24 protein-coding genes and 12 tRNA genes are annotated in these 24,025 nt (G+C 41.4%); 29 read left to right on the top strand and 7 right to left on the bottom strand.

Features of this window, described 5'->3' with window-relative positions; translation table 11 throughout:
- Position 1: 1 nt before the first annotated feature.
- A complete protein-coding gene (locus CVS89_RS00860) occupies positions 2–910 on the bottom strand; it encodes a metal ABC transporter solute-binding protein, Zn/Mn family (RefSeq protein ID WP_012001005.1) in 909 nt (302 codons plus the stop codon).
- A 145-nt stretch (positions 911–1,055) separates the two neighbouring features.
- On the opposite strand from CVS89_RS00860, the gene CVS89_RS00865 reads away from it, so the two are divergent.
- Positions 1,056–1,415: a Fur family transcriptional regulator gene (locus tag CVS89_RS00865; RefSeq protein ID WP_107848258.1), complete on the top strand. Its 360-nt coding sequence runs from the start codon at positions 1,056–1,058 to the stop codon at positions 1,413–1,415.
- Here the strand turns inward: CVS89_RS00865 and CVS89_RS00870 are convergent.
- Complete coding sequence (locus CVS89_RS00870; protein WP_107848259.1) at positions 1,406–1,798, bottom strand: acyl-CoA thioesterase; 393 nt, start codon at positions 1,796–1,798, stop codon at positions 1,406–1,408. The genes CVS89_RS00865 and CVS89_RS00870 overlap by 10 nt on opposite strands.
- 45 nt (positions 1,799–1,843) lie before the next feature.
- Here CVS89_RS00870 and CVS89_RS00875 point away from each other — a divergent pair, with 45 nt between their 5' ends.
- The gene (locus CVS89_RS00875; protein ID WP_004317394.1) at positions 1,844–2,569 is read left to right on the top strand and encodes a class I SAM-dependent methyltransferase; all 726 of its coding nucleotides are present in this window, start codon (positions 1,844–1,846) and stop codon (positions 2,567–2,569) included.
- On the opposite strand, the gene CVS89_RS00880 is transcribed toward CVS89_RS00875, so the two are convergent.
- Both CVS89_RS00880 and CVS89_RS00885 read right to left on the bottom strand, forming a co-directional pair.
- Positions 2,566–3,444, bottom strand: coding sequence for a DMT family transporter (locus CVS89_RS00880; protein WP_004317357.1), 879 nt, complete (start codon positions 3,442–3,444; stop codon positions 2,566–2,568). The two genes, CVS89_RS00875 and CVS89_RS00880, sit on opposite strands and share 4 nt — an antisense overlap.
- Positions 3,441–4,190, bottom strand: coding sequence for a DUF4197 domain-containing protein (locus CVS89_RS00885; RefSeq protein WP_107848260.1), 750 nt, complete (start codon positions 4,188–4,190; stop codon positions 3,441–3,443). Before CVS89_RS00885 ends, CVS89_RS00880 begins: the two co-directional genes overlap by 4 nt.
- Before the next feature lie 108 nt (positions 4,191–4,298).
- Here CVS89_RS00885 and CVS89_RS00890 point away from each other — a divergent pair, with 108 nt between their 5' ends.
- Positions 4,299–4,856: a manganese efflux pump MntP family protein gene (locus CVS89_RS00890; RefSeq protein WP_107848261.1), complete on the top strand. Its 558-nt coding sequence runs from the start codon at positions 4,299–4,301 to the stop codon at positions 4,854–4,856.
- A gap of 90 nt (positions 4,857–4,946) precedes the next feature.
- Here CVS89_RS00890 and CVS89_RS00895 read toward each other — a convergent pair.
- Positions 4,947–5,021: transfer RNA gene (locus tag CVS89_RS00895), tRNA-Glu, on the bottom strand.
- A gap of 65 nt (positions 5,022–5,086) precedes the next feature.
- Between CVS89_RS00895 and CVS89_RS00900 the strand changes: the two genes are divergently transcribed.
- From CVS89_RS00900 to CVS89_RS09960, 6 genes are all read left to right on the top strand, one after another.
- Entirely contained in the window at positions 5,087–5,557 is a 471-nt protein-coding gene (locus CVS89_RS00900; RefSeq protein ID WP_107848262.1) for a hypothetical protein, read from the top strand.
- Positions 5,554–6,405, top strand: coding sequence for a deoxyribonuclease IV (gene nfo / locus CVS89_RS00905; protein WP_103590877.1), 852 nt, complete (start codon positions 5,554–5,556; stop codon positions 6,403–6,405). Before CVS89_RS00900 ends, nfo begins: the two co-directional genes overlap by 4 nt.
- Entirely contained in the window at positions 6,402–7,646 is a 1,245-nt protein-coding gene (locus tag CVS89_RS00910; protein ID WP_107848263.1) for an OmpP1/FadL family transporter, read from the top strand. Before nfo ends, CVS89_RS00910 begins: the two co-directional genes overlap by 4 nt.
- A gap of 8 nt (positions 7,647–7,654) precedes the next feature.
- Entirely contained in the window at positions 7,655–9,322 is a 1,668-nt protein-coding gene (locus tag CVS89_RS00915; RefSeq protein ID WP_107848264.1) for a fatty acid--CoA ligase, read from the top strand.
- Entirely contained in the window at positions 9,322–11,055 is a 1,734-nt protein-coding gene (locus CVS89_RS00920; RefSeq protein ID WP_107848265.1) for an ATP-binding protein, read from the top strand. The genes CVS89_RS00915 and CVS89_RS00920 overlap by 1 nt, the downstream gene beginning before the upstream one ends.
- A gap of 138 nt (positions 11,056–11,193) precedes the next feature.
- Entirely contained in the window at positions 11,194–11,433 is a 240-nt protein-coding gene (locus CVS89_RS09960; protein ID WP_232523986.1) for a hypothetical protein, read from the top strand.
- 941 nt (positions 11,434–12,374) lie between these two features.
- On the opposite strand, the gene fliI is transcribed toward CVS89_RS09960, so the two are convergent.
- Complete coding sequence (gene fliI / locus CVS89_RS00925; protein ID WP_004317323.1) at positions 12,375–13,682, bottom strand: flagellar protein export ATPase FliI; 1,308 nt, start codon at positions 13,680–13,682, stop codon at positions 12,375–12,377.
- A complete protein-coding gene (gene folE / locus CVS89_RS00930; RefSeq protein ID WP_004317386.1) occupies positions 13,679–14,251 on the bottom strand; it encodes a GTP cyclohydrolase I FolE in 573 nt (190 codons plus the stop codon). Before folE ends, fliI begins: the two co-directional genes overlap by 4 nt.
- Positions 14,252–14,388: 137 nt before the next feature.
- On the opposite strand from folE, the gene tig reads away from it, so the two are divergent.
- The 20 genes from tig (at position 14,389) to CVS89_RS01030 (ending at position 23,807) form a co-directional block, all read left to right on the top strand.
- On the top strand, positions 14,389–15,720 hold the full coding sequence (gene tig / locus CVS89_RS00935; RefSeq protein WP_107848267.1) for a trigger factor: 1,332 nt from the start codon (positions 14,389–14,391) through the stop codon (positions 15,718–15,720).
- On the top strand, positions 15,720–16,310 hold the full coding sequence (gene clpP / locus CVS89_RS00940) for an ATP-dependent Clp endopeptidase proteolytic subunit ClpP (protein WP_107848268.1): 591 nt from the start codon (positions 15,720–15,722) through the stop codon (positions 16,308–16,310). Before tig ends, clpP begins: the two co-directional genes overlap by 1 nt.
- 8 nt (positions 16,311–16,318) lie before the next feature.
- Positions 16,319–17,353: a GGDEF domain-containing protein gene (locus tag CVS89_RS00945; RefSeq protein ID WP_107848269.1), complete on the top strand. Its 1,035-nt coding sequence runs from the start codon at positions 16,319–16,321 to the stop codon at positions 17,351–17,353.
- A gap of 1 nt (position 17,354) precedes the next feature.
- The gene (gene def, locus CVS89_RS00950) at positions 17,355–17,873 is read left to right on the top strand and encodes a peptide deformylase (protein ID WP_012001014.1); all 519 of its coding nucleotides are present in this window, start codon (positions 17,355–17,357) and stop codon (positions 17,871–17,873) included.
- Complete coding sequence (locus tag CVS89_RS00955; protein ID WP_107848270.1) at positions 17,870–19,375, top strand: YifB family Mg chelatase-like AAA ATPase; 1,506 nt, start codon at positions 17,870–17,872, stop codon at positions 19,373–19,375. The genes def and CVS89_RS00955 overlap by 4 nt, the downstream gene beginning before the upstream one ends.
- A gap of 1 nt (position 19,376) precedes the next feature.
- Positions 19,377–20,780, top strand: a complete 1,404-nt coding sequence (locus CVS89_RS00960; protein ID WP_107848271.1) for an NAD(P)H-hydrate dehydratase — start codon at positions 19,377–19,379, stop codon at positions 20,778–20,780.
- A complete protein-coding gene (gene purN / locus CVS89_RS00965) occupies positions 20,762–21,349 on the top strand; it encodes a phosphoribosylglycinamide formyltransferase (RefSeq protein WP_103602317.1) in 588 nt (195 codons plus the stop codon). The genes CVS89_RS00960 and purN overlap by 19 nt, the downstream gene beginning before the upstream one ends.
- Positions 21,342–22,061, top strand: coding sequence for a TerC family protein (locus tag CVS89_RS00970; protein ID WP_107848272.1), 720 nt, complete (start codon positions 21,342–21,344; stop codon positions 22,059–22,061). The genes purN and CVS89_RS00970 overlap by 8 nt, the downstream gene beginning before the upstream one ends.
- A gap of 21 nt (positions 22,062–22,082) precedes the next feature.
- Positions 22,083–22,463, top strand: coding sequence for a VOC family protein (locus tag CVS89_RS00975; RefSeq protein ID WP_107848301.1), 381 nt, complete (start codon positions 22,083–22,085; stop codon positions 22,461–22,463).
- Between the two features lie 143 nt (positions 22,464–22,606).
- Positions 22,607–22,684: transfer RNA gene (locus CVS89_RS00980), tRNA-Pro, on the top strand.
- A gap of 9 nt (positions 22,685–22,693) precedes the next feature.
- Positions 22,694–22,770: transfer RNA gene (locus CVS89_RS00985), tRNA-His, on the top strand.
- Positions 22,771–22,776: 6 nt separating this feature from the next.
- Positions 22,777–22,853: transfer RNA gene (locus CVS89_RS00990), tRNA-Arg, on the top strand.
- A 15-nt stretch (positions 22,854–22,868) separates the two neighbouring features.
- Positions 22,869–22,945, top strand: a tRNA-Arg gene (locus CVS89_RS00995).
- A 14-nt stretch (positions 22,946–22,959) separates the two neighbouring features.
- Positions 22,960–23,044: transfer RNA gene (locus tag CVS89_RS01000), tRNA-Leu, on the top strand.
- A gap of 142 nt (positions 23,045–23,186) precedes the next feature.
- A tRNA-Lys gene (locus CVS89_RS01005) sits at positions 23,187–23,262 on the top strand.
- 13 nt (positions 23,263–23,275) lie between these two features.
- Positions 23,276–23,351: transfer RNA gene (locus CVS89_RS01010), tRNA-Glu, on the top strand.
- 17 nt (positions 23,352–23,368) lie between these two features.
- Positions 23,369–23,444 (top strand) — tRNA-Val (locus CVS89_RS01015).
- 12 nt (positions 23,445–23,456) lie between these two features.
- A tRNA-Asp gene (locus CVS89_RS01020) sits at positions 23,457–23,533 on the top strand.
- 117 nt (positions 23,534–23,650) lie between these two features.
- Positions 23,651–23,726, top strand: a tRNA-Lys gene (locus CVS89_RS01025).
- A gap of 6 nt (positions 23,727–23,732) precedes the next feature.
- Positions 23,733–23,807: transfer RNA gene (locus tag CVS89_RS01030), tRNA-Glu, on the top strand.
- Positions 23,808–24,025 lie beyond the last annotated feature (218 nt).

A 24,025-nucleotide genomic window follows, 5' to 3' on the forward strand; every position in this document is an offset into this window, starting at 1 on the left:
TTTATAGACTTTTTGCGAAAATTTCAGCCGTTTTTTTCATCTCGGCTAGCCAGTTTTCAGGCAGTTGGTCTATCATGACGACCTTTGAGCCAGTCTCTTTTGCGATCAAATTTGCAGCCTTTGTTGGAAATTGTGGAGCTACGAAAATGACCTTTACACCATGCTCTTTAGCCTCTTCGATGAGCTCTTTTAGCTCAGCTGGCTTTGGCTCTTTTCCCTCTATCTCGATGGCTATTTGCTCTAAGTTATAGCGCTTTGCAAAGTAGCCCCAAGATGGGTGATATACGATAAATTCGCGAGTTTTGACATCTTTTAGCTCGTTTTTGATAAAGCTATCAAGCTCGTCAAGGCTAGCTTTAAATTTAGCCAAATTCTCCTCATAAAGCTTTGCATTTTGCGGGAATTTCTCTATTAGCGCCTTTGCGATGTTATCAGCTTGAGTTTTTACTAGGATAGGGTCAAGCCAGATATGCGGATCAAGACCGTCATGGTGGTGATGATGGTGCTCGCCCTCGTGGTCATGGTGCTCATGCTTATGCTCACCCTCGTGCTTGTGCTCGTGGTGCTCTTCATGTTCATGCTCCTCGCTCATAGCGATCTTTTCGATACCCTCTTGCGTCTTTACGATGCGTAAATTTTTAAACGTCTTTGAGAAGCGATCCAGCCACGCGTCCTCAAACTCGATGCCGATAGCAAAGTAAAGCTCGCTCTTTTCAAGCTCCTTCATCTGCTTTGGCTTTGGCTCATAAGTGTGCGGATCAGCGCCTTTGCCAACCATCGCATTTACATCTAGCGTATCTCCAGCGATCTGCTCGACAAAAAATTTCGTTGGCAGTATGCTAGTAGTCACAACCGGCTTTGCAAAAAGAGACAAAGCACAAACAGCTAAAAAAACGATAATTTTTCTCATTATCTCTCCTTTAAAAAATAATTGCGAAGTTTAGCAAAATGCAACTTGGTTGCAACTTAAAAAGCAAATGCCTAAATTTAGCCTTTTCTTTTAAATATAGTTTAAATCTTTTAGCGTTAATATACGAAAAATGAAAAGGGCAAAGATGAACGCGAGAAATTTCTTAGAAGAGCACAATATCAAGGCTACAACGCTTCGCATAAAGCTTGTTGAAATTTTGCAAAACACCAAGACGCCGCTAAGCTACGATGAAATTTTAGAGAGCCTTGACGCAAACAAGACGACCTTTTATAGAAGTATGGAAATTTTTGAAAAAGAAAATCTCGTGATAAAAACAGAAAACAACCACAAGAGCTACTACGAGCTGGCAAATGAAGCCAAAGCCTACTTCATCTGCGACATCTGCCACAAGGTGACAAATATCGACATGCCACACCTAAGCGTCGCTAAAAATATAAAAAGCGCCGTGATAAAGGGCGTTTGCGACGAGTGTGATCACGAGTAAAGTGCGATGATCTCGGCCGGGATAGCTTTTGGGTGGTTTGTCTTTAGATCGATATAGACAAATTCTGTCTTGCCAGTTGCTATTAGCTCGCCATCTTTTTTAAACTCGAAATATCTGCAAGATGTCGCCTTGCCCTCAGTCTGCGTGTAGGTGTGAATTTCTATCTTATCCATCAGCTTTGCGCTTTTTATATATTTTGCTTCATTTTTTCTAATGAGCCAAATTTCACCCCTTTTATACTGCGCCTCGACCGTGTCGCCAACAGCGGCGGAGTGGGCAAATGCGGCCTCTTGCATAAGCGTGAAATAATAGATATTATTCATGTGACCATGCATGTCGATGGCTTGTGGCGGGATGGTGACGTGATATATAAAATCTCTCATTTTTGACCTTTTTTGCTAAAATTATAACCAAAAAGAGGAGCTAAAATGCAAAATTTATGGGATAAAAAGGCGTCAAACTACCAAAGATTTGACGGCAAGATCAGCGCTATCCAGCAGCAAATTTTTGGTAAAGCCTTGGCTTGGGGAGTTGATTTTAGCGGCAAAGATATCCTTGATATCGGCTGTGGCACTGGCGTTTGGAGCATATTTTTATCAAAAACGGCTAAGCATATAACTGGCATCGATAGCTCAGAAAAGATGATAGAAATTTTAAATGAGGACGCAAAGAGATTTGGCGTGACAAATTTAACCAGCGAGGTTTGCTCGTGGAGAGAATTTAAGCCCCTTAGACACTTTGATATCGCCATTTGCACGATGAGCCCAGCCATTGCAAGCGATGAAGATTTTGCTAAATTTCAAAACTGCGCCAAGCAAAAGCTCTATCTTGGCTGGGATAAACCTAGAAGCTCTGATCTACTTGAGCCATTTTTTGAAAAATTTGGCCGCGTGCTCTCTCAAAAAAACGTAGTAGATAGGCTTGAAGCGTGGCTAAACGAGCAGGGCATCGCTTATAAGAGTCAAATTTTAAACGAAACTAGGATCGCTAGACGAAGCGTGCAAGAAGCAGCTGAAAATATCTGCTGGCACCTTGAGATAAACGGAGCTAAAAACTACGATGAAAAGACGGTTTTAGCGATGTTAAAAGAGAGATTTGAGGGCGAGTTTATAGATGAGAAAATAGACTCACAAATGAAGCTTTTTGTCTTTTAGAGCTTAAATTTAGAGCAAATTTGCTTGCCAAATTCGCTAAAAATGACGCCAAAGATGATGAGCATTGCTCCAAAAATTTGCCAGATGCTAAGTAGCTCGCCTGCAAAAAAGTAGCCAATTAGCCCAGCAGAGACTGGCTCTAGGCAGAAAAACAAGGCCGCCTTGCTAGCGGTCGTGTATCTTTGAGCGATCGTTTGCACAAAATAGCAAAATATAGTGCCAATCACAGTCGTGATAAATATCGCTATGAAAAATTCCCTATCAAATTTTGGCACGATACTGCCCTGAAAAAGTGCAAAAACAAGCGAAAGCAGGGCATTTGTGAGAAATACCACAAAAACAAGCAGATAAAGCTCGCTCTTTCTTACAAAGTGGCCATTTAGCGTAGTATAAAGTGCGTAAAATATCGCACAAACAAGCGCTAGTGCCTCGCCGCTCCCAAGTGCTAGCGTGGCGCCACTTAAGAGCCAAAGCCCAAAAATAGCGATGATCGCGCCAAAAATAGCAAAAATGCTTATCTTATTTTTAAAAAAAATAGCCGCTATAAAAGGGACTATCACGCACTCAAGCCCCGTGATAAAGGCGACGCTCGAGCTAAATGTGAGCTTTAGGGCGTAAGTTTGCGTGGCAAATGACAAAAAGAGCACCACACCAAGGATAATGCCGTAGAAGACGCTCTTTTTATCAAATTTCTTAGCAAATTTAAGCGCGACAAAGCCCATAAAGATAGCCGAGAGAAAAAACCGGCAAAAGAGCATGACAAAGACGCCATTTGTCTTTAGCGCGTTTGCCATGGGTAAAAACGTAGCGCCCCAAACGATGGCAACTACGATAAGAGCGATGTCGGCTTTGTTTTGAGCGCTTAAATTTCTCATTTAAAGATCGAGTCAAGCACCTTTTTACCGCTATCTAGGCTAAAGCCGCTTCTTAGCCCCTTTTCTTTCTCGCTCATCACGTTAAATAGCCCATCTAGCGTCTTTCTCGTGATATATGCGTTTAGATCCTCGCCTTCATCTGGCACATATTCGCTTGCGCCTAAATTTTTAGCTAGGCTTTTGACTGATTTTATCGTTTCGTTGTTTTTTACTGAGCCGCCGATGAAAGAATTTAGCCCATTATAGGCTGTTGCAAAGCTATTATCGCTCATCATTTTATCAATTATCGGCGTAAATGCCGCCTTTAGCTTTTGGCTGGAGCTTTGCTGCAAATACTTCGTAACGCTATCGCTGCCGCCATTAAAGAGCTTTTTGACATCAGCTTCGCTCATATTTTTTATGCTCTCACTAAAAATTTCAGCAGCCTTTGGCACGGCCGTGGTCGCAGCGTTGTTTATCGACTTGCTAAGGTCCTGCGCCCACTTCTCTCCGCCCACTTTTTTGGCTAAATTTGACGCCATTTCAAGGCTTTTTGGAAGCGGAATTTTAGCTGTAGCGTTATTTATAAAGCCCTCTTTTGAAAGCTCGCTCACAGCGGCATTTAGCGCCTCGCTAACTAAGCTTTTATAGTCGCCGCTTGATGCGTGAGTGGCGATTTTGACGCCTTTATTTATAATATCATCCATGCTTGCAGCTTGCAGATTTAAAGCAAGCGCGCCACAAAGTATAACAAGAGATCTTTTCATCTTCTCTCCTTTTTTAAATTTAAAGCAAAATCATACAAAAAATATCTAAACGCTTAAAATAAATTTAATATTTTTGCACTAAAATTCACCCTTTTTTGAGAGGAATTTATGCAGCTTTTACTTCTTAGCTTCGCTCTTAGCATGGATAGCGCGGCTCTAAATATGGCAAACGGCGCAAGGTATAAAAGTCTTGGCTTTGGTAAAATTTTATTTATCGCTTTTATGCTTGGCTTTTTTCAGTTTCTCATGCCGCTTCTTGGTTATTTTCTTGGCATTAGCTTTGCTAAATTTATAAGCTCTATCGATCACTTCATAGCATTTTTTATACTTTGTTTTCTTGGCTTTAAAATGCTAAAAGAGGTCTGTAGCAGAGAGGCTGGCGAGTCCTTAAGTATGGATACTAAGACCATTTTTGTGGGTGCATTTGCCACGAGCATCGACGCGCTTGCCATTGGTGTCACGCTTAGCTTTGAAGCGGTTAGTATATTTGAGAGTGCGCTCATCATCGGCGTAGTCTGCTTTGTGCTAAGCCTAGCTGCCTTTTACATCGGTAAATTTATGGGTGAAATTTTAGAGAAAAAGGCGCTTTTTTTAGGCGGAGCGATACTTATATTTTTAGGCTTTAAAATCCTCATCACCCACCTGCTAGAAGAGGGGGTAATTTAAAAATTTTAGAAATTAAATAGTTTGAATAGTTGAAAATTTGGATTAACTAGATTTTAAAGCTTATGTGGATAAGATTTTGTCTTTTAGAAGTGGTGACCCATACGAGACTCGAACTCGTGTTACCGCCGTGAAAGGGCGATGTCCTAACCGCTAGACGAATGGGCCACGGTCGGTTATGAAGTTGGGATTATATTACTTTTTAACTTAAATTTACATAAAAGGACAAATCGTTGAAGAAATTTTCACTTGTTTTATTATTTGCTCTCATTTTTTCAGGCTGTGTTGCGACTAAAACACCGCAAAGCTCACAAGCTTTTCAGGTCACTTTATTTTCTCCGATGATAAAGATAAATGATGTTGGATTTTTTCACACTTATAAAAATGATCTAAATTTGCAAATTTATAGCTCTGGCGTAAATACCGCAAATATCAATATAAAAGAGAAAATTTGTGTAAATGGCGCTTGTTTTAAAAAGACTGAATTCAACGAGAAATTTTTTCTAGCGCCACATTATGAGAGCCTTTTTGAAGAGATTTTGCAAAGGCAAAAAATTTATGACGGCAAGGGTCTAAGCACCACAGAGTGCGGCTTTAGACAAGATCTAAGTTCTTATTTTATAAAATACGAAGTTTGCGATAACTACGTCAAATTTATCGACAGCAAAAATAAAATAAAAGTGATAATAAAAGAGTTAAAATGAGATACATAGGAGCTCACGTAAGTGCGGCTGGAGGCGTATCTAACGCACCGATAAATGCTGCAAAAATAGGAGCAAATGCCTTTGCGCTTTTTACAAAAAACCAACGCCAGTGGAGCGCAAAAGAGCTAAGCGAGGGCGAAATAGAGCAGTTTAAAGCAAATTTAAAAAACTCTGGCATAAGCGCCGATCACGTCTTGCCACACGCAAGCTACCTCATAAATTTAGGCCATCCAGAAAAAGAGGCAAGGACTAAATCCCTTGAAGCATTTATCGATGAGATAGAGCGAGCAAGTAAGCTTGGACTAAAGCTTTTAAATTTCCACCCAGGCTCGCACCTAAAGCAAATAAGCCAAAATGAGTGCCTAGATAACATCGCAAGATGCATAAACGAAGCGCTAAAACGCACGAGTGGCGTAAAGCTTGTCATCGAAAACACAGCCGCACAAGGCTCAAATTTAGGCTTTGACTTTACGCAGCTGGCATATTTGACCCAGAGAGCAGACGATGAAAGCAGGGTTGGCGTTTGCATCGATACTTGCCACGCATTTGCCGCTGGATACGATCTAAGAAGCAAAGAGACTTACGCTAAGACGATGGGCGAATTTGACGCGATCATCGGCTATAAATTTCTATCTGGCATGCACCTAAATGACGCTAAATTTGGGCTTGGCTCAAAAAAAGATAGGCATGAGAGCCTTGGCAAGGGCGAGCTTGGGCTTGGCGCTTTTGAAAATATAATAAATGATGATAAAATAGGCGAAATTCCCTTGATTTTAGAGACGATTGATGAGAGTATTTGGGAAGATGAGATCAAAATTTTAAGAAACCTAGAAAAGGAAAAGCTATGAAAAGAGTGCTTTTAAGCATTGTTGCGACGTGTTCTTTATTAAATGCTGGGGGTTATAAGGTCCCTGAGCAAAGTGCTGACTCTTTGGGGCTTGCTGCTAGTAACGTAGCCTTTAGTTTTGGGGCTGATGCGGCTTATTTTAACCCTGCAAATATGATGTTTTTAGACGGGCTTCACCATTTTGAAAGCACGCTTGGTTGGTTTCATATAAATTCCATCGACTTTAAAAGCGATGATGGCAAGAGCTACAGCTCAGAGAAATTTGACTCACTAGCTGGCACATTTAGCTTTGTAACGCCAGAAATTTATGAAAACTGGAGATTTGGATTAGCCCTTGCTGTGCCTGCTGCTGTTGGCATCTCGTGGGAGGATCCAGAGACTGCTTTTACTGGCAAGAGGTTTAAACTACAAGTTGTCGAGCTAAATCCAACTGTAGCTTACCGCATAAATGACAAACTTGCCATTGCTCTGGGCGCTAGAGGCGTTTATAGCAAGGGCAAGATAGCAAGCGATTTTGGACGTTTTGGCTACAGAGAGATACAAGGTGATGGTATAAACTACGGCTACAACGTCGCTCTTACATATAGACCTATCGAGGAGCTTAGCTTTGCAGTGACTTACCGCTCGAAGGTAAATTTAGAGCTTAAAGGTAGCGCTGATGCTGATTTTAACGCGCCGCTAGCAGCTATAAGCTATCATGGCAAAACAAGAGCTGAGATCCCACTGCCTGCTCAGCTAGTGCTTGCGACTGGATATAAATTTAGTGATTTTACTCTTTTGCTTGCTTTTGAGAGGACTTACTGGTCTAAATTTAAAGATTATGACTTTGAATATGACGACAAGACGGCTATTCATTCACACCACCCTGCTTTTAAAATGTTTATGGACGATCCAGTCGTTAAAAACGCAAAGGATACAAACACATATAGGATAGGCCTTGCTTACGACGTAAATGAGAAGCTTAGGCTAATGGCTGGCTTTTCATACGATGAGGATATAACTAGCAGCGAGCATACTGGCTTAGAGCTTCCAAACACCACTTCTCAGGCATATTCGTTTGGGGCAAACTATAAATTTACGCCAAATTTAGAGCTAGGACTGGGCTACCTCTATCAGCACCGAGACAAAAAGCGTGCGACAGGTATAAAAAATGGTACTCACAACGGCACCGGCTCAATGTCTGGCGAATTTGACGCAAGTAGCGTCCAGATAGCTGCAATGACGTTTAAATACTCTTTCTAGGGCTAAAAATGCAATACTCTTATAATAATTTTTATGAAATTTTGACCAAAGTAGCAAAGCAGAGTCCAAACCAGATAGCGATCTTTGACGAAAAAGAGAAGCTAAAATACCACGAGCTAAAGCAAAACGTCGATAAAGTGGCGGCTTACTTGCAACTTTGCGGGGTAAATTTTGGCGACAAAGTGGCTATGGCGGTGGCAAATTCGAAAGAATTTATCATCTCATACCTTGCAATCACGGCTATCGGTGCGGTTGCAGTGCCGATGAATACCTTTTTAAAGACAAATGAGTTTGAGTATATATTAAACGACTGTGGCGCAAGGGTGCTTTTTGCCTCTAGCTCGCTTGCAAAGGAGCTAATAGCACTTAGTGAGCTTGAAATTTTAAGAAAAATAATCTGGATCGGTCAAACGCCAAAAAAACTTCAAAGTGCCTCAAAAGACGACTATGTAAGCGTTGATGAGGAGTATGGCGAGAGTGCCTATCTATCTTCAACTCCACAAATTTCAAAAGAGGATATGAGTAAGGGCTATGAAAATAACGGCGTTGTAAAAAATGTAAATTTCAGCGAAGCGCTAAATCACAAATACACTCTAAGCATCACAAAATACCCTAAAATAGACAATCTCATGCACATCATCTACACCTCAGGCACCACAGGCAAGCCAAAAGGTGCTATGATAAGCTATAAAAATATCTTCTCAAACGTCATCGGCGCTCATGAGCGTTTTAAGGTTAAAAAAAGCGATAGATTTATCGTATTTTTGCCAATGTTTCATAGCTTTACGCTCACAGCGATGGTGCTTTTACCGATATATGCGGGCGCTTCGATGGTGCTTGTAAGATCAGTCTTTCCATTTTCAAATGTGCTAAAACAGACGCTGCTTAAAAGAGTTACTGTATTTTTGGGTATCCCAGCCATCTATACGGCCATCGGCAAGGCAAAAATTCCTTGGTATTTTAGATGGTTTAACCGCATAAGGCTATTTGTAAGTGGCGCTGCTCCGCTTGCTAAGCAAACGATTGATGATTTTAGAGTGAAATTCCCACGTGCAACGCTCGTTGAAGGATACGGCCTTAGCGAATGCTCGCCAGTCGTAGCGGCAAATTTATTTGACAAGCAAAAGCTTCTAAGCGTGGGTCCCGCGCTAAATGGCTATGAGGTCAAGATCGTAGATGATGAGATGATGGAGCTACCAGTCGGCCAGATCGGCGAGATCATCGTAAAAGGCGACTGCGTCATGCAAGGCTACTACGGCATGCCAGGCGTGACTGATGAAACCATCATAAATGGCTGGCTAAAGACAGGGGACCTTGGCAAGATCGATGAAGAGGGCTTTATCTACATCGTTGATCGCAAAAAAGACCTCATCATATCAAAGGGCATAAACATATATCCACGCGAGATCGAAGAGGTGATCTATAAGCTTGAAGCCGTCGAGGCTGCAGCAGTCATCGGTGTAAAGGACGTGCATGCAGACGAAGAGGTCGTAGCTTTCATACAGGTAAAAGAGGGTATGGATCTTGATGAAAAGACGGTTAGAGAGCATCTAAAGAAAAATTTAGCAAATTTCAAAATTCCAAAAAGCATTTATTTTGCTGAGGAGCTGCCTAGAAACGCAACTGGCAAGGTGCTAAAACGCGTGCTAAAAGAGCAGATAAAGGATAAAATTTAGTGAAGTATTTGCTTGATTTTCTAAACCAAGACCTCAAAAAAAGTAAAATTTACGAGCTTATAAAATGCGGCGATGAAGAGGGAGAAATTTTAAAATACCTAAGCAAAGCCTACGTGCAAGGCACAGCTAGTATGAGCGTTTTTGAGCTACTTGGAGCTGTTTTTGGCACGCAAAACGACAAGCAGCTTTTATACCTTAAATTTATAAAAAATTTGCTGGGTAGCGGCTGGATAGTGCAAAACTACAGCCTCTTTAAAATGCCAGAGAACTCGCAAAAAAGCTCTAGCCAAGGGCTACTCTCGCTACTTCACTCTGAAATTTCACTCTCTAGCACATTTTTAAAAATTCTAGAAGATGGCAACGCTGATATAAATTTACCAGAGCTTACGCCTTATGAAGATCATTTGGAGTATTTAAAAGATCAGTTTTTAAAGATAGAGCTTTACTCAAAGGCTGCGATATTTGAAGGTGGCTCAAATGACGCTAAAAAGCGCATAAACGAGCAAATTTCTGAGCTTACAAAACGCATAAACGAGCGTGTAAAACTAAGCAAGATCAGCCTAAAAATAGAGCAAATTTTTAAAGAAAATTCACTTGATGAAAAAGAGCAGATCATATTTTTAGCCCTTTTAAAAGAGGAGTACGCGGGCGACTTTGAAAACGGCCGCGACCTAAACACGCTAGTTGGGCTAATAAGCAAAGACGAGCTTGAACGCATCAAAAATCGCACTCTTTTAGAGGACGGCTCAAGGCTCATCGAGGGCGCACTAATCGACTACGACGAGGTTTTAAACGCTTATGGCAATGTTAGTAAGAGCTTTTTTATAAACGAAGAAATTTTGCAAAGCATAATGCACCCAAAAAATGACAAAAACAGCAAGAAAATCAAGATCGAAAGCCTGGTAAAAGAGCAAGAAATTTTTGAGCTCATTGAGCCAGTAACGAGCCTAGAAGATGTCGTGCTAAACGAAAAGACAAAGCAGCTTTTAAGCACGATACTAAAGCAAGTCGATAAAAAAGTGCTCGCTAGACTTAGCAGCTGGGGCATAAAAACTAGAAAAAACATAGACGCCAAGATCATCTTTTACGGCGAGCCTGGCACTGGCAAGACCATGAGCGCAGTTGGGCTTGCAAAGAGCCTAAAGAAGCAAATTCTAAGCTTTGACTGCTCAAAAATTTTAAGCAAATATGTCGGCGAGAGCGAACAAAATGTAAGAAAAATTTTTGATACTTACAAAGAAATTTGCAAAAAAAGCGGCAGCGAGCCAGTGCTTTTACTAAACGAAGCCGATCAGTTTTTAAGCACGAGAGTGGAGAGCTCAAGCGGGGCTGAAAAGATGCATAATCAAATGCAAAATATCTTTTTAGAGCAGATCGAGCGCTTTGAGGGTGTGCTGATCGCCACGACAAATTTCTTACAAAGCCTTGATGTGGCGTTTTCTAGAAGATTTGACTATAAGATCGAGTTTAAAAAGCCTGATTATAACGGCAGGCTTGCCATTTGGCGTAAAATTTTGCCTGAAAATGCGAGCTTTGAAGATGGCTTTAGCGTGGAAAGGCTAGCTGAGTTTAACCTAAGTGGCGCGCAGATCGTCCTTGCACTAAAAAACACCGCTTTAAAAGTGGCTATAAAAGATGATGGGATTTTTACCTTTGAGGACTTCAAAACCACGATAGAGCGCGAGCTAAATTCAAGCTTTGGCGAGGATAAAAAGATGGGATTTGGCTATTAGCTTTTTCCTTAATTTATAAATTTGACTTTACGCTACAAAAAATCACTGACTTTTATAAGAAATTTGCTTTACTCAATAAAAATTTAGACGAGTTTCGCTGCTAAAATCACGGAAAACGCGAGTTAAATTTAAACTTTGGTGATAAGAAGTGCAGATGATTGCCGAGAGTGTGAAATTTTATTTTATACGGAGCATGCCCCTAAAAGCGATAGGGAAAGTGGGCTAAATTCGAGCTTTGATGAGAATGAAAAGATAAATTTTGCTCTTAGATTTTTAAAGTATGTTGCAGGTTTTATGCAATCACAAAGACAAAAGCGCGAATATCAAATTTGCTTTTATCTATTAAATTTACAAGAAGACTGCTACCAAAAGTTATAGAAAACGCGAAGTAAATTCGATCTTTGGTAAAGAAAAAAGAGAGGTTTTCCTATTGGGCTTTTTTAAATATACGCTTTGCGTCACGAGGCAAAGCCTAAAGCACCGGTGCTTGTCAAACTAAATGTGGAATTTTTGTTTTACAACTAAATTTCCGCAAAAAGATAAGTAGGGCAGATATCAGCTCATAACCACATAGTATAAATTTAACTCGCTCGCTTGCCTCAAATTTACCGCCACATCCTTTACAAACAAGCAGATGATCTTAAATTTTAAAATTTTATCCTTTCTGTAATTGCCTACTTTTCATATATTGCGGGCTTTTTCATTAAGATAGATGACTGTGGGTCAAAGTGTGAAATTAAATTTGAGTAAAAAACTACAGCTTGACAGACGCCAACTTATAGGCACTAGTATAAATTAAGCCTATCCATATGGCATAAATTTACTACCCTAACCTTTGCAAAATGGTAGCTTTTATCCAAAAACCGCAAAATTTTGAAATTTATCCACTATGCCTTAAACATCAAGCGCACAAAGTGCATATCTCTAGTTGCGTATGCTTTTGCATTAAATTTTTGTTTTTATCTATGCAAATTTGCAAAAACCACAAGCATGATAAATGCACTCATAACCGCCTAATGTAAATTTAGCTCACAGCTTCAAATTTACTATTGCATTTTTATTAAAAAGCCAAAATTTTAAATTTTATCCGCCGTGTGAAGTGTGGGCGTGACTGCTTTTTTATAACGCTGTATCATTTTTACTAATACAAAAGTCGCTCACTTCATGAAATTTAACCCCAAAAACCCAGTAAATTTCAAACACGCTTCCGCGACTTTTATAGCAGCACTTTTCGCACCAAAAAATGCAAAATTTACCGATCTTTTTAATAATAAATTTAAAAGGCTATGAAATTTTAGTAGTCAAATTTATAGAGAAATTTACTGATTGATCTTATCAAGCAGCTCTTCAACCTCTTCAAGCGCAAAGGCCTCTTCTGAGCTTTGTTTTAAAAAGCTCTCCATAAATTCTTTCTTCGAGATCGCAAGGTCAAGCTCCTTGTCGCTACCCTTTTGATATGCGCCGATGCGAAGCAGGACCTCATTTTCTTTTAAAAGCGAGTAAAGGCGCTTAAATTTCATCGCATTTAGCTTGTGTTCTTTGCCGATCACGTCGCCCATGACACGCGAGGCCGAGTTTTGGATATTGATAGGTGGGTATATACCAAAGTCCGTTAGCTCGCGGCTTAGCACGATGTGGCCGTCTAGGATAGAGCGGCTTTGGTCAGCTATCGGGTCGCTCATATCATCGCCCTCGACTAGCACAGTGAAAAACGCCGTGATACTGCCCTTACCCTCCTCTTTGCCGGCGCGCTCCATTAGCTGTGGCAAGAGTGTGAGCGAGCTTGGCGGATAGCCCTTTGAAGTCGGTGGCTCGCCAAGCGCAAGGCCGATCTCACGCTGCGCCATCGCAAAACGCGTCACGCTATCCATGATGAAAAGCACGTCGTTGCCCTGCTGTTTGAAATACTCAGCCACGCTCATAGCGCAAAATGCGCCGTATTTTCGCATGAGCGAGCTATCGTCACTGGTCGCTACGATGATGACCGTGCCCTCCAGGTCGCCGCCTAGGTTTTTTTCGATAAATTCTGGCACCTCACGGCCACGCTCGCCTATAAGCGCGACTACTTTTATGGGAGCTAGCGTATTTTTTACGATCATGCCCATGAGGGTTGATTTGCCCACGCCTGAACCTGCGAAAATTCCCAGCTTTTGCCCCTTGCCGCAGGTAAGCAGCCCATCTATCGTCTTTATGCCAACACTAAAAGGCTCGTTTATAAGCCCCCTTTTCATCGCATCTATGGGCGCTCTCATGATCGGCATATATTCAGTCGTATCGATCGCCCCCTTGCCGTCAATTGGCTTCATAAATGGATCGACCACTCGGCCTAGTAAATTTGGCCCCACAGGTATGCTCATGCCTTGATCGCTCTCATAGACAAAGTCGCCTATCCTAAAGCCCTCGACAAAGCCAAATGGACTGATATAAGCGCCATCTGTCTTTATCTGAGTGACCATGCCAAGGCCGTTTTTGCTCTTGTCTTTTGCCACTATGCGCACGATGTCGCCGATACTTGGGCGAAGTCCGGTGATCTCTATCGTAGTAGCTGTGATCTTTGTGATGACGCCGAAGGTATTTGAGAGCTTCACACCCTCTTTAAGCCTTGAATTTATGCGCTCTAAGCTCAAAAATGCGTTTCCCTAGGCGAATTTATAAGCGAGAAAAACTCCCGCCTTGTGTCTGCATTTTTGATAAAGCAGCCCCTAAGCGCAGAGGTCGTGGTAGTCGAGTTTATCTTCTCCACACCCCTCATCTCAACGCACATGTGCCTTGCCTCGACGACTACTCCAACGCCTTTTGGAGCGATAACGTCCTCAAGCGCCTTTGCTATCTGCTCGGTCATCTGCTCTTGAATTTGCAAGCGTCTGGCGTAGATATTTACCATGCGTGGAATTTTACTAAGGCCAACAACCTTGCCATTTGGGATGTACGCCACATGCACGCGGCCAATTATTGGCAACAAATGGTGCTCGCAAAGGCTGTAAAACTCGATGTTCCGCATTAAAACCATCTCGTTGTTTGAGCTAGTAAATAGCGCGTCACCAAGGACTTCTTTTGGGTCTTGATCGTATCCGCTAGTTAGAAATTTAAAAGCTTTATAAACGCGCTCTGGGGTTTTAATAAGCCCCTCTCTATTTGGATCTTCACCAATGATAGTTAGCATATTTTTAACTGAATTTTCAAAACTCTCTTGCATAAATTTTCTCCATAATTTTATCGCCAAATTCTACGTTAAAACGCCTTTTATATCTATAAAAATTTACAAATTTACAATGAAATAAGGAAAATTCTGCTATATTTTGGGCTAAAAATTTGTATTCATAAAGGAATTCGATGGAAATCAAAATCAAAGCTCTAGATAGCGTAAATACCCTAGCAAGCACAACCATAAGTGCAGATGCTATAAAGTCTAGCGTAGAAAAACTAGCAAAAAAAGCAGCAAAAACTATGAAAGTAGATGGCTTTAGACAAGGCCATGTGCCAGTCGCTGTCGTGCTAAAACGCTACGAGAAAGAGCTAACAAACGACGCTGAGCAAGATGTCTTAAGAGATGTAGTCGAAGAGGCTATCAAACAAGCAGACAAGAAAAATGACGACCTTATCGGCGAGCCTATCGTTTCAAAATTTGACAGAAAAGATGACAAGATCGACGTTGAGCTAACAGTTTCATTTAAGCCAAGTGTCGATGTGAGCGGCTATGAGAGCTTGATACCTGAGTTTTCAAACCCACGCGTTTTGAAAAAAGATATCGATGAGAAAAAAGCTGAACTTCTAAAAATGATAGCTCCGCTTGAAAAAGTAGAGGGTAAAAGAGGCCTAAAAGTTGGCGATTTTGCTAAATTTGACTTTGAGGGCTTTGTTGATGGCGTTGCATTTGAAGGTGGCAAGGCTGAAAACTACGTGCTTGAGATCGGCTCAAATCAATTCATCCCAGGCTTTGAAGATGGCATGGTAGGCATAAAAGCTGGCGGCGAAAAAGATATCGAGGTAAAATTCCCAGAAAACTATGGCGCTGCACATTTAGCTGGCAAAGATGCTGTTTTTAAAGTCAAACTTCACGAAATTCAAGAGAGAAAGATCCCTGAGAAGCTAGACGAAGAGATGCTAAAAACTATCCTTCCAAACGAAGAAAAACCAACTGAAGAGCTACTTGAAGAGCGCATAAAAGAGCAAATTCGCCAAGAGAAAATTTATAAACTTATAAACGAAGAGCTAAAACCAAAATTTGCTGAAGCTGCGGTTGAGAAATTTAAATTTGATGTGCCAAAAAATATCGTCGAGCAAGAGATCGATATGCAGTTTAGAAACGCGTGGAGCACATTTACTCCAGACGATATGAAGAAATTTAGAGAAGACAAAGACGCTCTAGCTAAAAAACGTGACGAGTATAGAAAAGACGCTGAAAATAGCGTTCGCCTAACTTTCATCATCGATGAGCTAGCTCGCGTAAGAGGCGTAAAAGTGAGCGATCAAGAGGTCGTTCAAGCGATCTATTTTGAGGCATATAGAAGCGGTCAAGATCCAAAAGCACACCTTGAGATGTACCGTAACCAAGGCATGCTTCCAGCTATAAAGATGTCGATGATCGAAGAGAAGCTATTTAGCGAGCTTTTCAACAAAGAAAAAGACGAGAAAAAAGCAAGCAAAAAAGAGAAGGCTGAGTAATGAGCTATTACGTTCCTGTCGTAGTTGAAAGAACTAGCAGAGGTGAGCGAAGCTATGATATATACTCCCGTCTTTTAAAAGACAGGATCGTTATGCTAAGTGGTGAGATAGAGGACGGCATGGCTGCTTCTATCGTCGCTCAGCTGCTATTTTTAGAGGCTGAAGATCCAGATAAAGATATCTACCTTTACATAAACTCACCAGGCGGCGTGATAACAAGTGGCTTTAGCATATATGACACGATGAACTACATAAAGCCAGATGTTTGCACGATCTGCATCGGTCAGGCTGCAAGTATGGGTGCATTTTTGCTAAGCTGTGGCGCACCTGGAAAGAGATATGCACTACCAAATTCTCGTATCATGATACACCAACCACTTGGCGGTGCTAGAGGACAAGCGACTGATATCGAGATACAAGCACGTGAAATTTTACGTTTGAAAGAAATTTTAAATGGAATTTTGTCCAAAAACACGGGCCAAAAGCTAAGCAAGATCGTAAAAGATACTGAGCGCGACTTCTTTATGAGCTCAGCCGAAGCTAAAGGGTACGGACTTGTCGATAAAATTTTGGAGAAAAGTTTTAAATAAGGCCCAAAGTGATAAAGATAGATAACGCACCAGATCCAAAGAAAAAAGCAGCTGAAGCAAAGCTAGCTGTCAAAAAAGAAAAGGTAAATATCTATAAATTTTCAGAGGACGTTTTACACGAGCTAAGCGACGACAACGTCCCATCTACGCCGACAAACTACTCTATCTATTTTGAAAAGATGCTTGATGGGCAGTCAGACGAGTTTAGAAAAGAGATCGGCGATATCATCGTGGCAAATTCTGAAAGCTCAGTGCCGACAAATGGTAACATCTCTATCGAAAAAGAGGTAAAACAAGGCTTTATCCAGATAAAGAGCATGCTTCAAGCAGTCGTGCTCATCTATAAAAATTTAGGCGTTATGAGAAGCCTAGTACAAAAGCGTATGGATGGGCTTAAAAACAACACAAACGTCCTTGCGCTTCAAAACGTTTTAAGCGCCTTTAACCAAGACCTTATCAAGCTAAACGACCTCATGGACAAGCACCTTGACGTCATCAAGATGAGCTACGAAGAGGTCGGCAAGATGTTTAAGGCGATCGAAGAGCAGTCGATCTACGACACAACATACGAGGTCTATAACAAGAAATTTCTAGTAGCGACCATAAGCAGCGAGATCGAGTCTGTTAGGCGCTACGGCTATAATGCCTCATTTTTGTTAGTCAAGATAAAAGATAAATTTGCAAACCGCGTTAAAAATTTAAAAGAGCGAAACAATATGTTTAAAAGCATGTCGCAGCTTCTTTTAAGAACTTCACGTAGAAGCGATATAGTCGCACACTACGGCGATGGCTGCTTTGCTATGGTGATGAAATACACCGACGAAAACGGCACAAAGCAAGCGTGCGCGAGAATTTTAAACATGCTTTCATCTATGCCTTGGAAGATCGACAACGAAGAGTGCAAACTAGACGTGCAGATCGTCTCAAGCATGATCTCAAAGACAAAGAGCACTGAAGAGCTGCTATCTCACGCGCTTGACAAGCTAGAGACCAACCAAGACCTAAATGAGCCGCTATTTTTAGACGAGAAAGCAGAGAATTAGTTTGATCCTAGAAGTTTTATCCTATCCAAATAAAAAACTTTATGAAATTTCAAAAGAAGTTGAAGTCTTCGATGAGAAGCTTCACAAACTTCTTGATGATATGTATGAGACGATGATCGCAAAAGAAGGCATCGGTCTTGCAGCCATACAAATAGGCGTTGCAAAGAGAATTTTCATCATAAATTTAGCCAACGAAGAGGGTGTGCAAGATAAAGAAAATTTAATCGAGATCATAAACCCAAAATTTGAGCTGCGTGAGGGCGAGTGCGTCTATCAAGAGGGCTGCCTTAGCGTGCCTGGCTACTACGAGGACGTTAAAAGAAGCGAGGTAGTTGCTATCAAATTTCAAGACCGCTTTGGCAAAGAGCAGACCTTAAAAACTGATGGGCTACTAGCGATCGCTATCCAGCATGAAAATGACCACCTAGACGGACATCTTTTTATAGAAAAAATAGGCTTTAACAAACGCAAGAAATTCGACAAGGAATACAAAAAGCAGAAAAAAGAAAAGACATCATGAAGTCCTTAAAATGTGCTACTTACGGCGACGGACTAAAGATCATTGATGTTGAGTCGATCTTTTCTCGTGGGCTTCCTGGCTTTAGCATCGTGGGTCTTGCAAGCACCAGCATCAAAGAGAGCACAGAGCGCGTAAAGGCGGCACTTTTGGCGCTTGACTTTGCCTTTCCAGCGCAAAAAATAACCATAAATTTATCCCCCTCAGACCTACCAAAAAGTGGCTCACATTTTGACTTAAGCATCGCCCTTTTAATCGCTCTTCAAAAGGCAAAAAGCTTGGAGAAAATTTTTGTTTTTGGCGAGCTTGGACTTGACGGTAGTGTAAAAAGCACGGCAAATTTATTTTCGATCCTACTTTTTTTAAGCACGCAGGTGCAAAAGGCTAAAATTTTAGTGCCAAAAGAGATAGCTGCAAAAGCTTCGATGATACCAAATTTAGAGGTTTATGGCGTTAGCACACTAGAAGAGGCGATAAAGTTTTTTAGCGACGCAGAATTTGCTAAAAGCACGCATTTTAGCGCCACACACGAGCTATTTTCAAATGTGATAGAAATTTCTGGCAAAAGATATGTACCAAATTTAAATTTCGAGCTTGATTTTAAGGACGTTTTAGGTCAAGAAAGAGCCAAAAGAGCCTGCGTCATCGCAGCTGTTGGCATGCACAATATCTTATTTGAAGGTAGCCCAGGCAGTGGCAAGAGCATGTGCGCAAAACGCCTCGTCTACATCATGGCGCCACAAAGCCTAGAAGAGGTGCTAAAGTCCGCCGCCTACCGCTCGCTAAATCTTCAAGATAGCGAATTTACAAGCACTAGAGCCTTTCGCTCGCCGCACCACACCTCGACTAAAAGCTCGATCTTTGGCGGAGGCTCAAACGTCGCAAAGATCGGCGAGATCGCACTTGCAAATGGCGGAGTGCTATTTTTTGACGAGTTCCCACACTTTGCTAAACAGGTGATAGAAAGCCTTAGAGAGCCGCTCGAGGACAATCAAATTCACATCGCAAGGGTAAATTCAAAAGTGACTTACGAGACTAAATTTATCTTCGTGGCCGCTCAAAATCCCTGCCCTTGTGGAAATTTATTCTCCCGCAACCTAAACTGCAAATGCAGTGAAAATGAGATAAAAAACTACAAAGCCAAAATTTCAGCCCCAGTGCTTGACCGCATAGACTTAAAAGTCGCGATGGATGAGAGCTCGCCAAGCGACAAAGCGAGTTTGAGCTCACAGCAGATGAGCGAGATGGTTTTAAAAGCCTTTATCTTTCAAAAAAAGCGGGGTCAAGATGAGCTAAATGGCAAGCTAAATGACGCGCAGGTGGCTAAATTTTGCACGTTAAATGCCGAGGCGAGTGAGATTTTACAAAAGGCCGCCACGAAGTACAACCTCTCTCAAAGGGGCATAAAAAGGACGCTTAGAGTGGCTAGAAGCATCGCCGATCTTGATGAGAGCGAGCAAATTTTAAAGCCCCACATCCTAGAGGCGCTTAGTTTTAGGGCATAGAATGAAAAATTTATATTTAGACACGAGAGTTTTAGACGAGCGAGCAGGCGAGAAATTTGACCTTAGTGAAGAGCTGTTAATGGAAAATGCAGCCACAGCTATAGCAAATTTCATACGTAAGAAATTTAAAAAAGGCGAGAGAGTGCTTGGCATTTGCGGTGGCGGAAACAACGGCGCTGACGTGCTTTGCGCTTTAAGGATGCTAGAGGGCGAGTATGAGTGTGAATTTATCCTAGCTAGTAAAAATTTAAAGCCACTTGCCGCCAAGCAGCTCGAGCGAGCTAAATTTGCTGGCGTGCGTGAAAGCAAAGACGTAGAAAATAGCCTAAATAGTGCAAAATGCCTCATAGACGGGCTTTTTGGCTCAGGGCTAAATAGAGCTTTGGATCAAAATTTAACTAATCTCATCTCAAAAATAAACGCTAGTCCTGCTTACATCATCGCTTGCGACGTGCCAAGCGGGCTAAGTAGCGAGGGCAAGGTGCTTGGCGCTTGCGTAAAAGCAGACGCCACCATCACGATGGGAGCTAGAAAGCTAGGGCTTTATAGTGACACAGCAAAGGACTACGCTGGCAAGATAAAACTCGCCACTCTTGGCATAAGCGCGCAAAACTACGAGTGCGAGAGCGACTATCATCTGCTTGAAAAATGCGACCTCATACTTCCAAATAGAAAAAATCAATGCGTAAATAAGGGCGACTTTGGCCACGCATTTATCATATCTGGCGAGCACATAGGAGCTAGCAAGCTTTGTGCAAAGGCGGCATTTACCTTTGGGGCTGGGCTAGTTAGCGTGATGGGCGAGCAGAGTTTAAATTTACCAACGCATATCATGCAAGCTAGTAAGATAAGCGAAAAAATGAACGCTGGAGCCCTTGGCATGGGGCTTGGCAAAAGGGGCGTAGAAGAGCTTGAGGTGCAAATTTTAAAGGGCAAAAAGCTCGTTCTTGACGCTGATATATTTTACAGCCAAAAAGTGCTTGACCTACTAAGCGAGAACTGCGTCTTGACGCCTCATCCAAAGGAGTTTTGCTCGCTTTTAAAAATTTGCAAAATAGCCGATATAGATGTGCAAACCTTGCAAGAAAACAGATACGCTTACGCTAAGGCTTGGAGCGAGAAATTTAAGGCTGTGCTTGTGCTAAAAGGGGCAAACACCATAATCGCCAAAGAGGGGCAAATTTATGTCATGCCTTATGGCAAAAGCGCGCTTGCAAAAGGTGGCAGCGGCGACGTGCTAAGCGGTCTTGTGCTAGCACTTTTGGCTCAAGGCTATGAGCCACTAAATGCTGCCATCTCAGCCACTTTAGCTCATGCGCTTAGCCTTAGAAATTTTGACAAAAACAGCTACGCGCTGGAGCCAACAGACATCATCAAAGGAGTAAAATGCTTACGAAAAAAATAGCCGTGCTTTTTAGCGGCAGTGGCTCAAATTTAGAAGCGATACTTAAAAAAGTTCATAATCAAATTTTTAATGGCGTAAAGATAGAAGTTTGTCTTTGTATCTGCAACAAGCCTGGTGCATTTGGTATCGAGCGAGCTAAGAAATTTGGACTTGAAACGCTCGTCATAGAGAGCGCTAAATTTAAAAATCGTGAGGAATTTGACGCTGTTTTGGTGGAGCAAATTTTAAAAAGCGGGGCCGATCTAACGGTGCTTGCAGGCTTTATGAGGATACTAACGCCAGTTTTTACGGCGCAGATAAAAGCCATAAACCTTCACCCATCTATCCTGCCACTTTTTAAGGGCGCACATGCGATAAAGGAGAGCTTTGAGAGCGATATGATGATAGGCGGTGTCAGCGTGCACTACGTGAGCGAGGAGCTTGACGGGGGCAAACTGATCGCGCAAAGGGCGTTTGAGCGCGAGGATGGCATGAGTTTAGATGAGTGGGAGGCTAAAATTCACGCCATAGAGCATGAAATTTTGCCCCAAAGCATAATAAAAATTTTAACAAAGGAAGTAAATGTTTGAATGGTTGAGTTCGCCAGAGGCGTGGATATCGCTACTTACGCTAACTGGCTTGGAGATAGTTTTAGGCATAGATAACATCATATTTATCGCTATTTTAGTAGGCAAACTGCCACCAGAGCAAAGGGGTAGTGGTAGGATAGTTGGTTTAGGACTAGCTATGATAACTAGAATACTGCTTCTTCTTTCATTGTTTTGGATTATGAAACTCACGAAGCCGCTTTTTACTATCGCAGAATTTAGTATAAGTGGTCGTGATCTGGTGCTTATACTTGGAGGTTTATTTTTGCTTGTCAAATCAACTCTAGAGATACATTCAAGCGTTGCTGGTGAAGAAGATAGCAAAGATAGTGGAAAGTCGCACGCAAATTTCTTGGTAGTTGTAAGCGAAATAGCTATTTTGGATATCGTTTTTTCACTTGATAGCGTCATTACGGCTGTCGGTATGGCAGAACATATAGAGATCATGATTATAGCTGTTATTTTGGCAGTTGGTGTGATGATGGTAGCTTCAAAAGCTATATCTGATTTTGTAGATAATAACCCAACCATTAAGGTTTTAGCACTTGCATTTTTAGTGCTTGTAGGTATGACACTTGTTGCAGAGGGTGTAGGCTTTCATATTCCAAAAGGATATATTTATTTTGCAATGGCATTCTCTCTAGCGGTCGAGAGTATAAATATATATGCCAAAAAGAAAAAATTATCTAAATAATATTTTATTGTGAGCAAAAAAATGCAGATAAAAAATTTAGATCACATCGTGATAGTCGTAAGCGACGTTAAAGAGGCATTTAAATTTTACTGCGACATTTTAGGCATGCGACCATCCCAGAAAGACGGTCACATTAGCCTAAATTTTGGCTCACAAAAGATAAATTTACATAGGTTTGAGGGCGAGTTTTTACCTGCGGCAAAGCATCCAACAAAGGGCGGTGCTGATATATGCTTGATAGTCGAAGATGACATAGAAGATGTGCGCTTGCAGCTACTTTCAAAAGGCGTAGAGATCGAGCTTGGAATAGTGGAGCGAAACGGAGCACTTGGAACAATGAAGAGTTTATATATTTACGACTTTGATGGAAATTTGATAGAACTTAGTTCATATAAAATTTAATTTTGGCTAATTTTTGTTCAAAATTATTTTTTTGTATCTATTTTTATTAATTTAAGTATTTTTTAATTGACTTTAACAAAAAAACTAGTTAAAATACGGCTTTTTAATGAGGTAGTGGCATAAACTTACAAACACGACTCAGGCGGGGTGTAGCGCAGTCTGGTTAGCGCATCTGGTTTGGGACCAGAGGGCCGAAGGTTCGAATCCTTTCACCCCGACCATGTTAAATGGTGAGTGTAGCTCAGTCGGTTAGAGCATCAGATTGTGGTCCTGAGGGTCGTGGGTTCGATTCCCATCACTCACCCCATTTTGGGCGCTCGTAGCTCAATTGGATAGAGCGACAGACTTCGGATCTGTAGGTTATGGGTTCGACTCCTATCGGGCGCGCCACTTAAAAGACTTTATGCGCTCATAGCTCAGCTGGATAGAGCAACGGCCTTCTAAGCCGTAGGCCTCAGGTTCGAATCCTGATGGGCGTACCACTTATTATTGTTGTGCGGATGTGGTGAAATTGGCAGACACGCCAGACTTAGGATCTGGTGCCCCACGGCGTGGAGGTTCAAGTCCTCTCATCCGCACCATCTTTTAATTTATTGCCTTTACTATTAATATTTATTTTTTAAATTAAAAATATTTTTTATGCTTATTCTAAAATTTAAATGATCTTTTCTTGACATATAATAATGTTTTTTGTATAATCTCAATTCTTTTTTAAATAATCATGTCTTGCTAGCTCAGTCGGTAGAGCATCTCACTTTTAATGAGGGGGCCGTTGGTTCGAATCCAACGCAGGACACCATTTTTGGGTTTATGACCCTTTCGTCTAGTGGCTCAGGACTCTACTTTCTCTGTGTAGGAACAGAGGTTCAAATCCTCTAAGGGTCGCCAGATATTTTAAATTTTTAGGTCGCTTAGCTCAGTTGGTAGAGCGCCACCCTTACAAGGTGGATGTCATAAGTTCGAGTCTTATAGCGACCACCATTACTTTTAGGTGCAGCGGTAGTTCAGTTGGTTAGAATGCCGCCCTGTCACGGCGGAGGTCGCGGGTTCGAGCCCCGTCCGCTGCGCCATCTACTAAACCTTAGGTTAAGGTTATTGATTCTATTTTTTCTTGTTTTTTGAGTGATCAAATTAAATTTTAAGATTATAAGTTCTAAGATAACGCTTTGTTATTGATATTTAATCTTGCCTCGTTAGCTCAGTTGGTAGAGCATATCACTCTTAATGATGGGGTCGTAGGTTCGAGACCTACACGGGGCACCATCTTTTGGCCCATTCGTCTAGCGGTTAGGACACCAGCCTCTCACGTTGGTAACACGAGTTCGAGTCTCGTATGGGTCACCATTTCTTGATCTTATTATAATACTTCGTTAAGAGTTAGCACAATATATCTTTATAGAGTTTATTAAATCTAAGAAAAATAATAATTTTACATTACAAAAAACAAGATTATAAATTCTAATTTCTAAATTCTGAAAAATATAAAAAGCTTTACAATTCTTGCTTAATGCGAATAATTTTATAAGTAGAACATCAAAATAAAAATTTTTGTGGATTTTACC

This window comes from Campylobacter concisus (genome assembly GCF_003048615.2).
GTDB lineage: Bacteria > Campylobacterota > Campylobacteria > Campylobacterales > Campylobacteraceae > Campylobacter_A > Campylobacter_A concisus_C.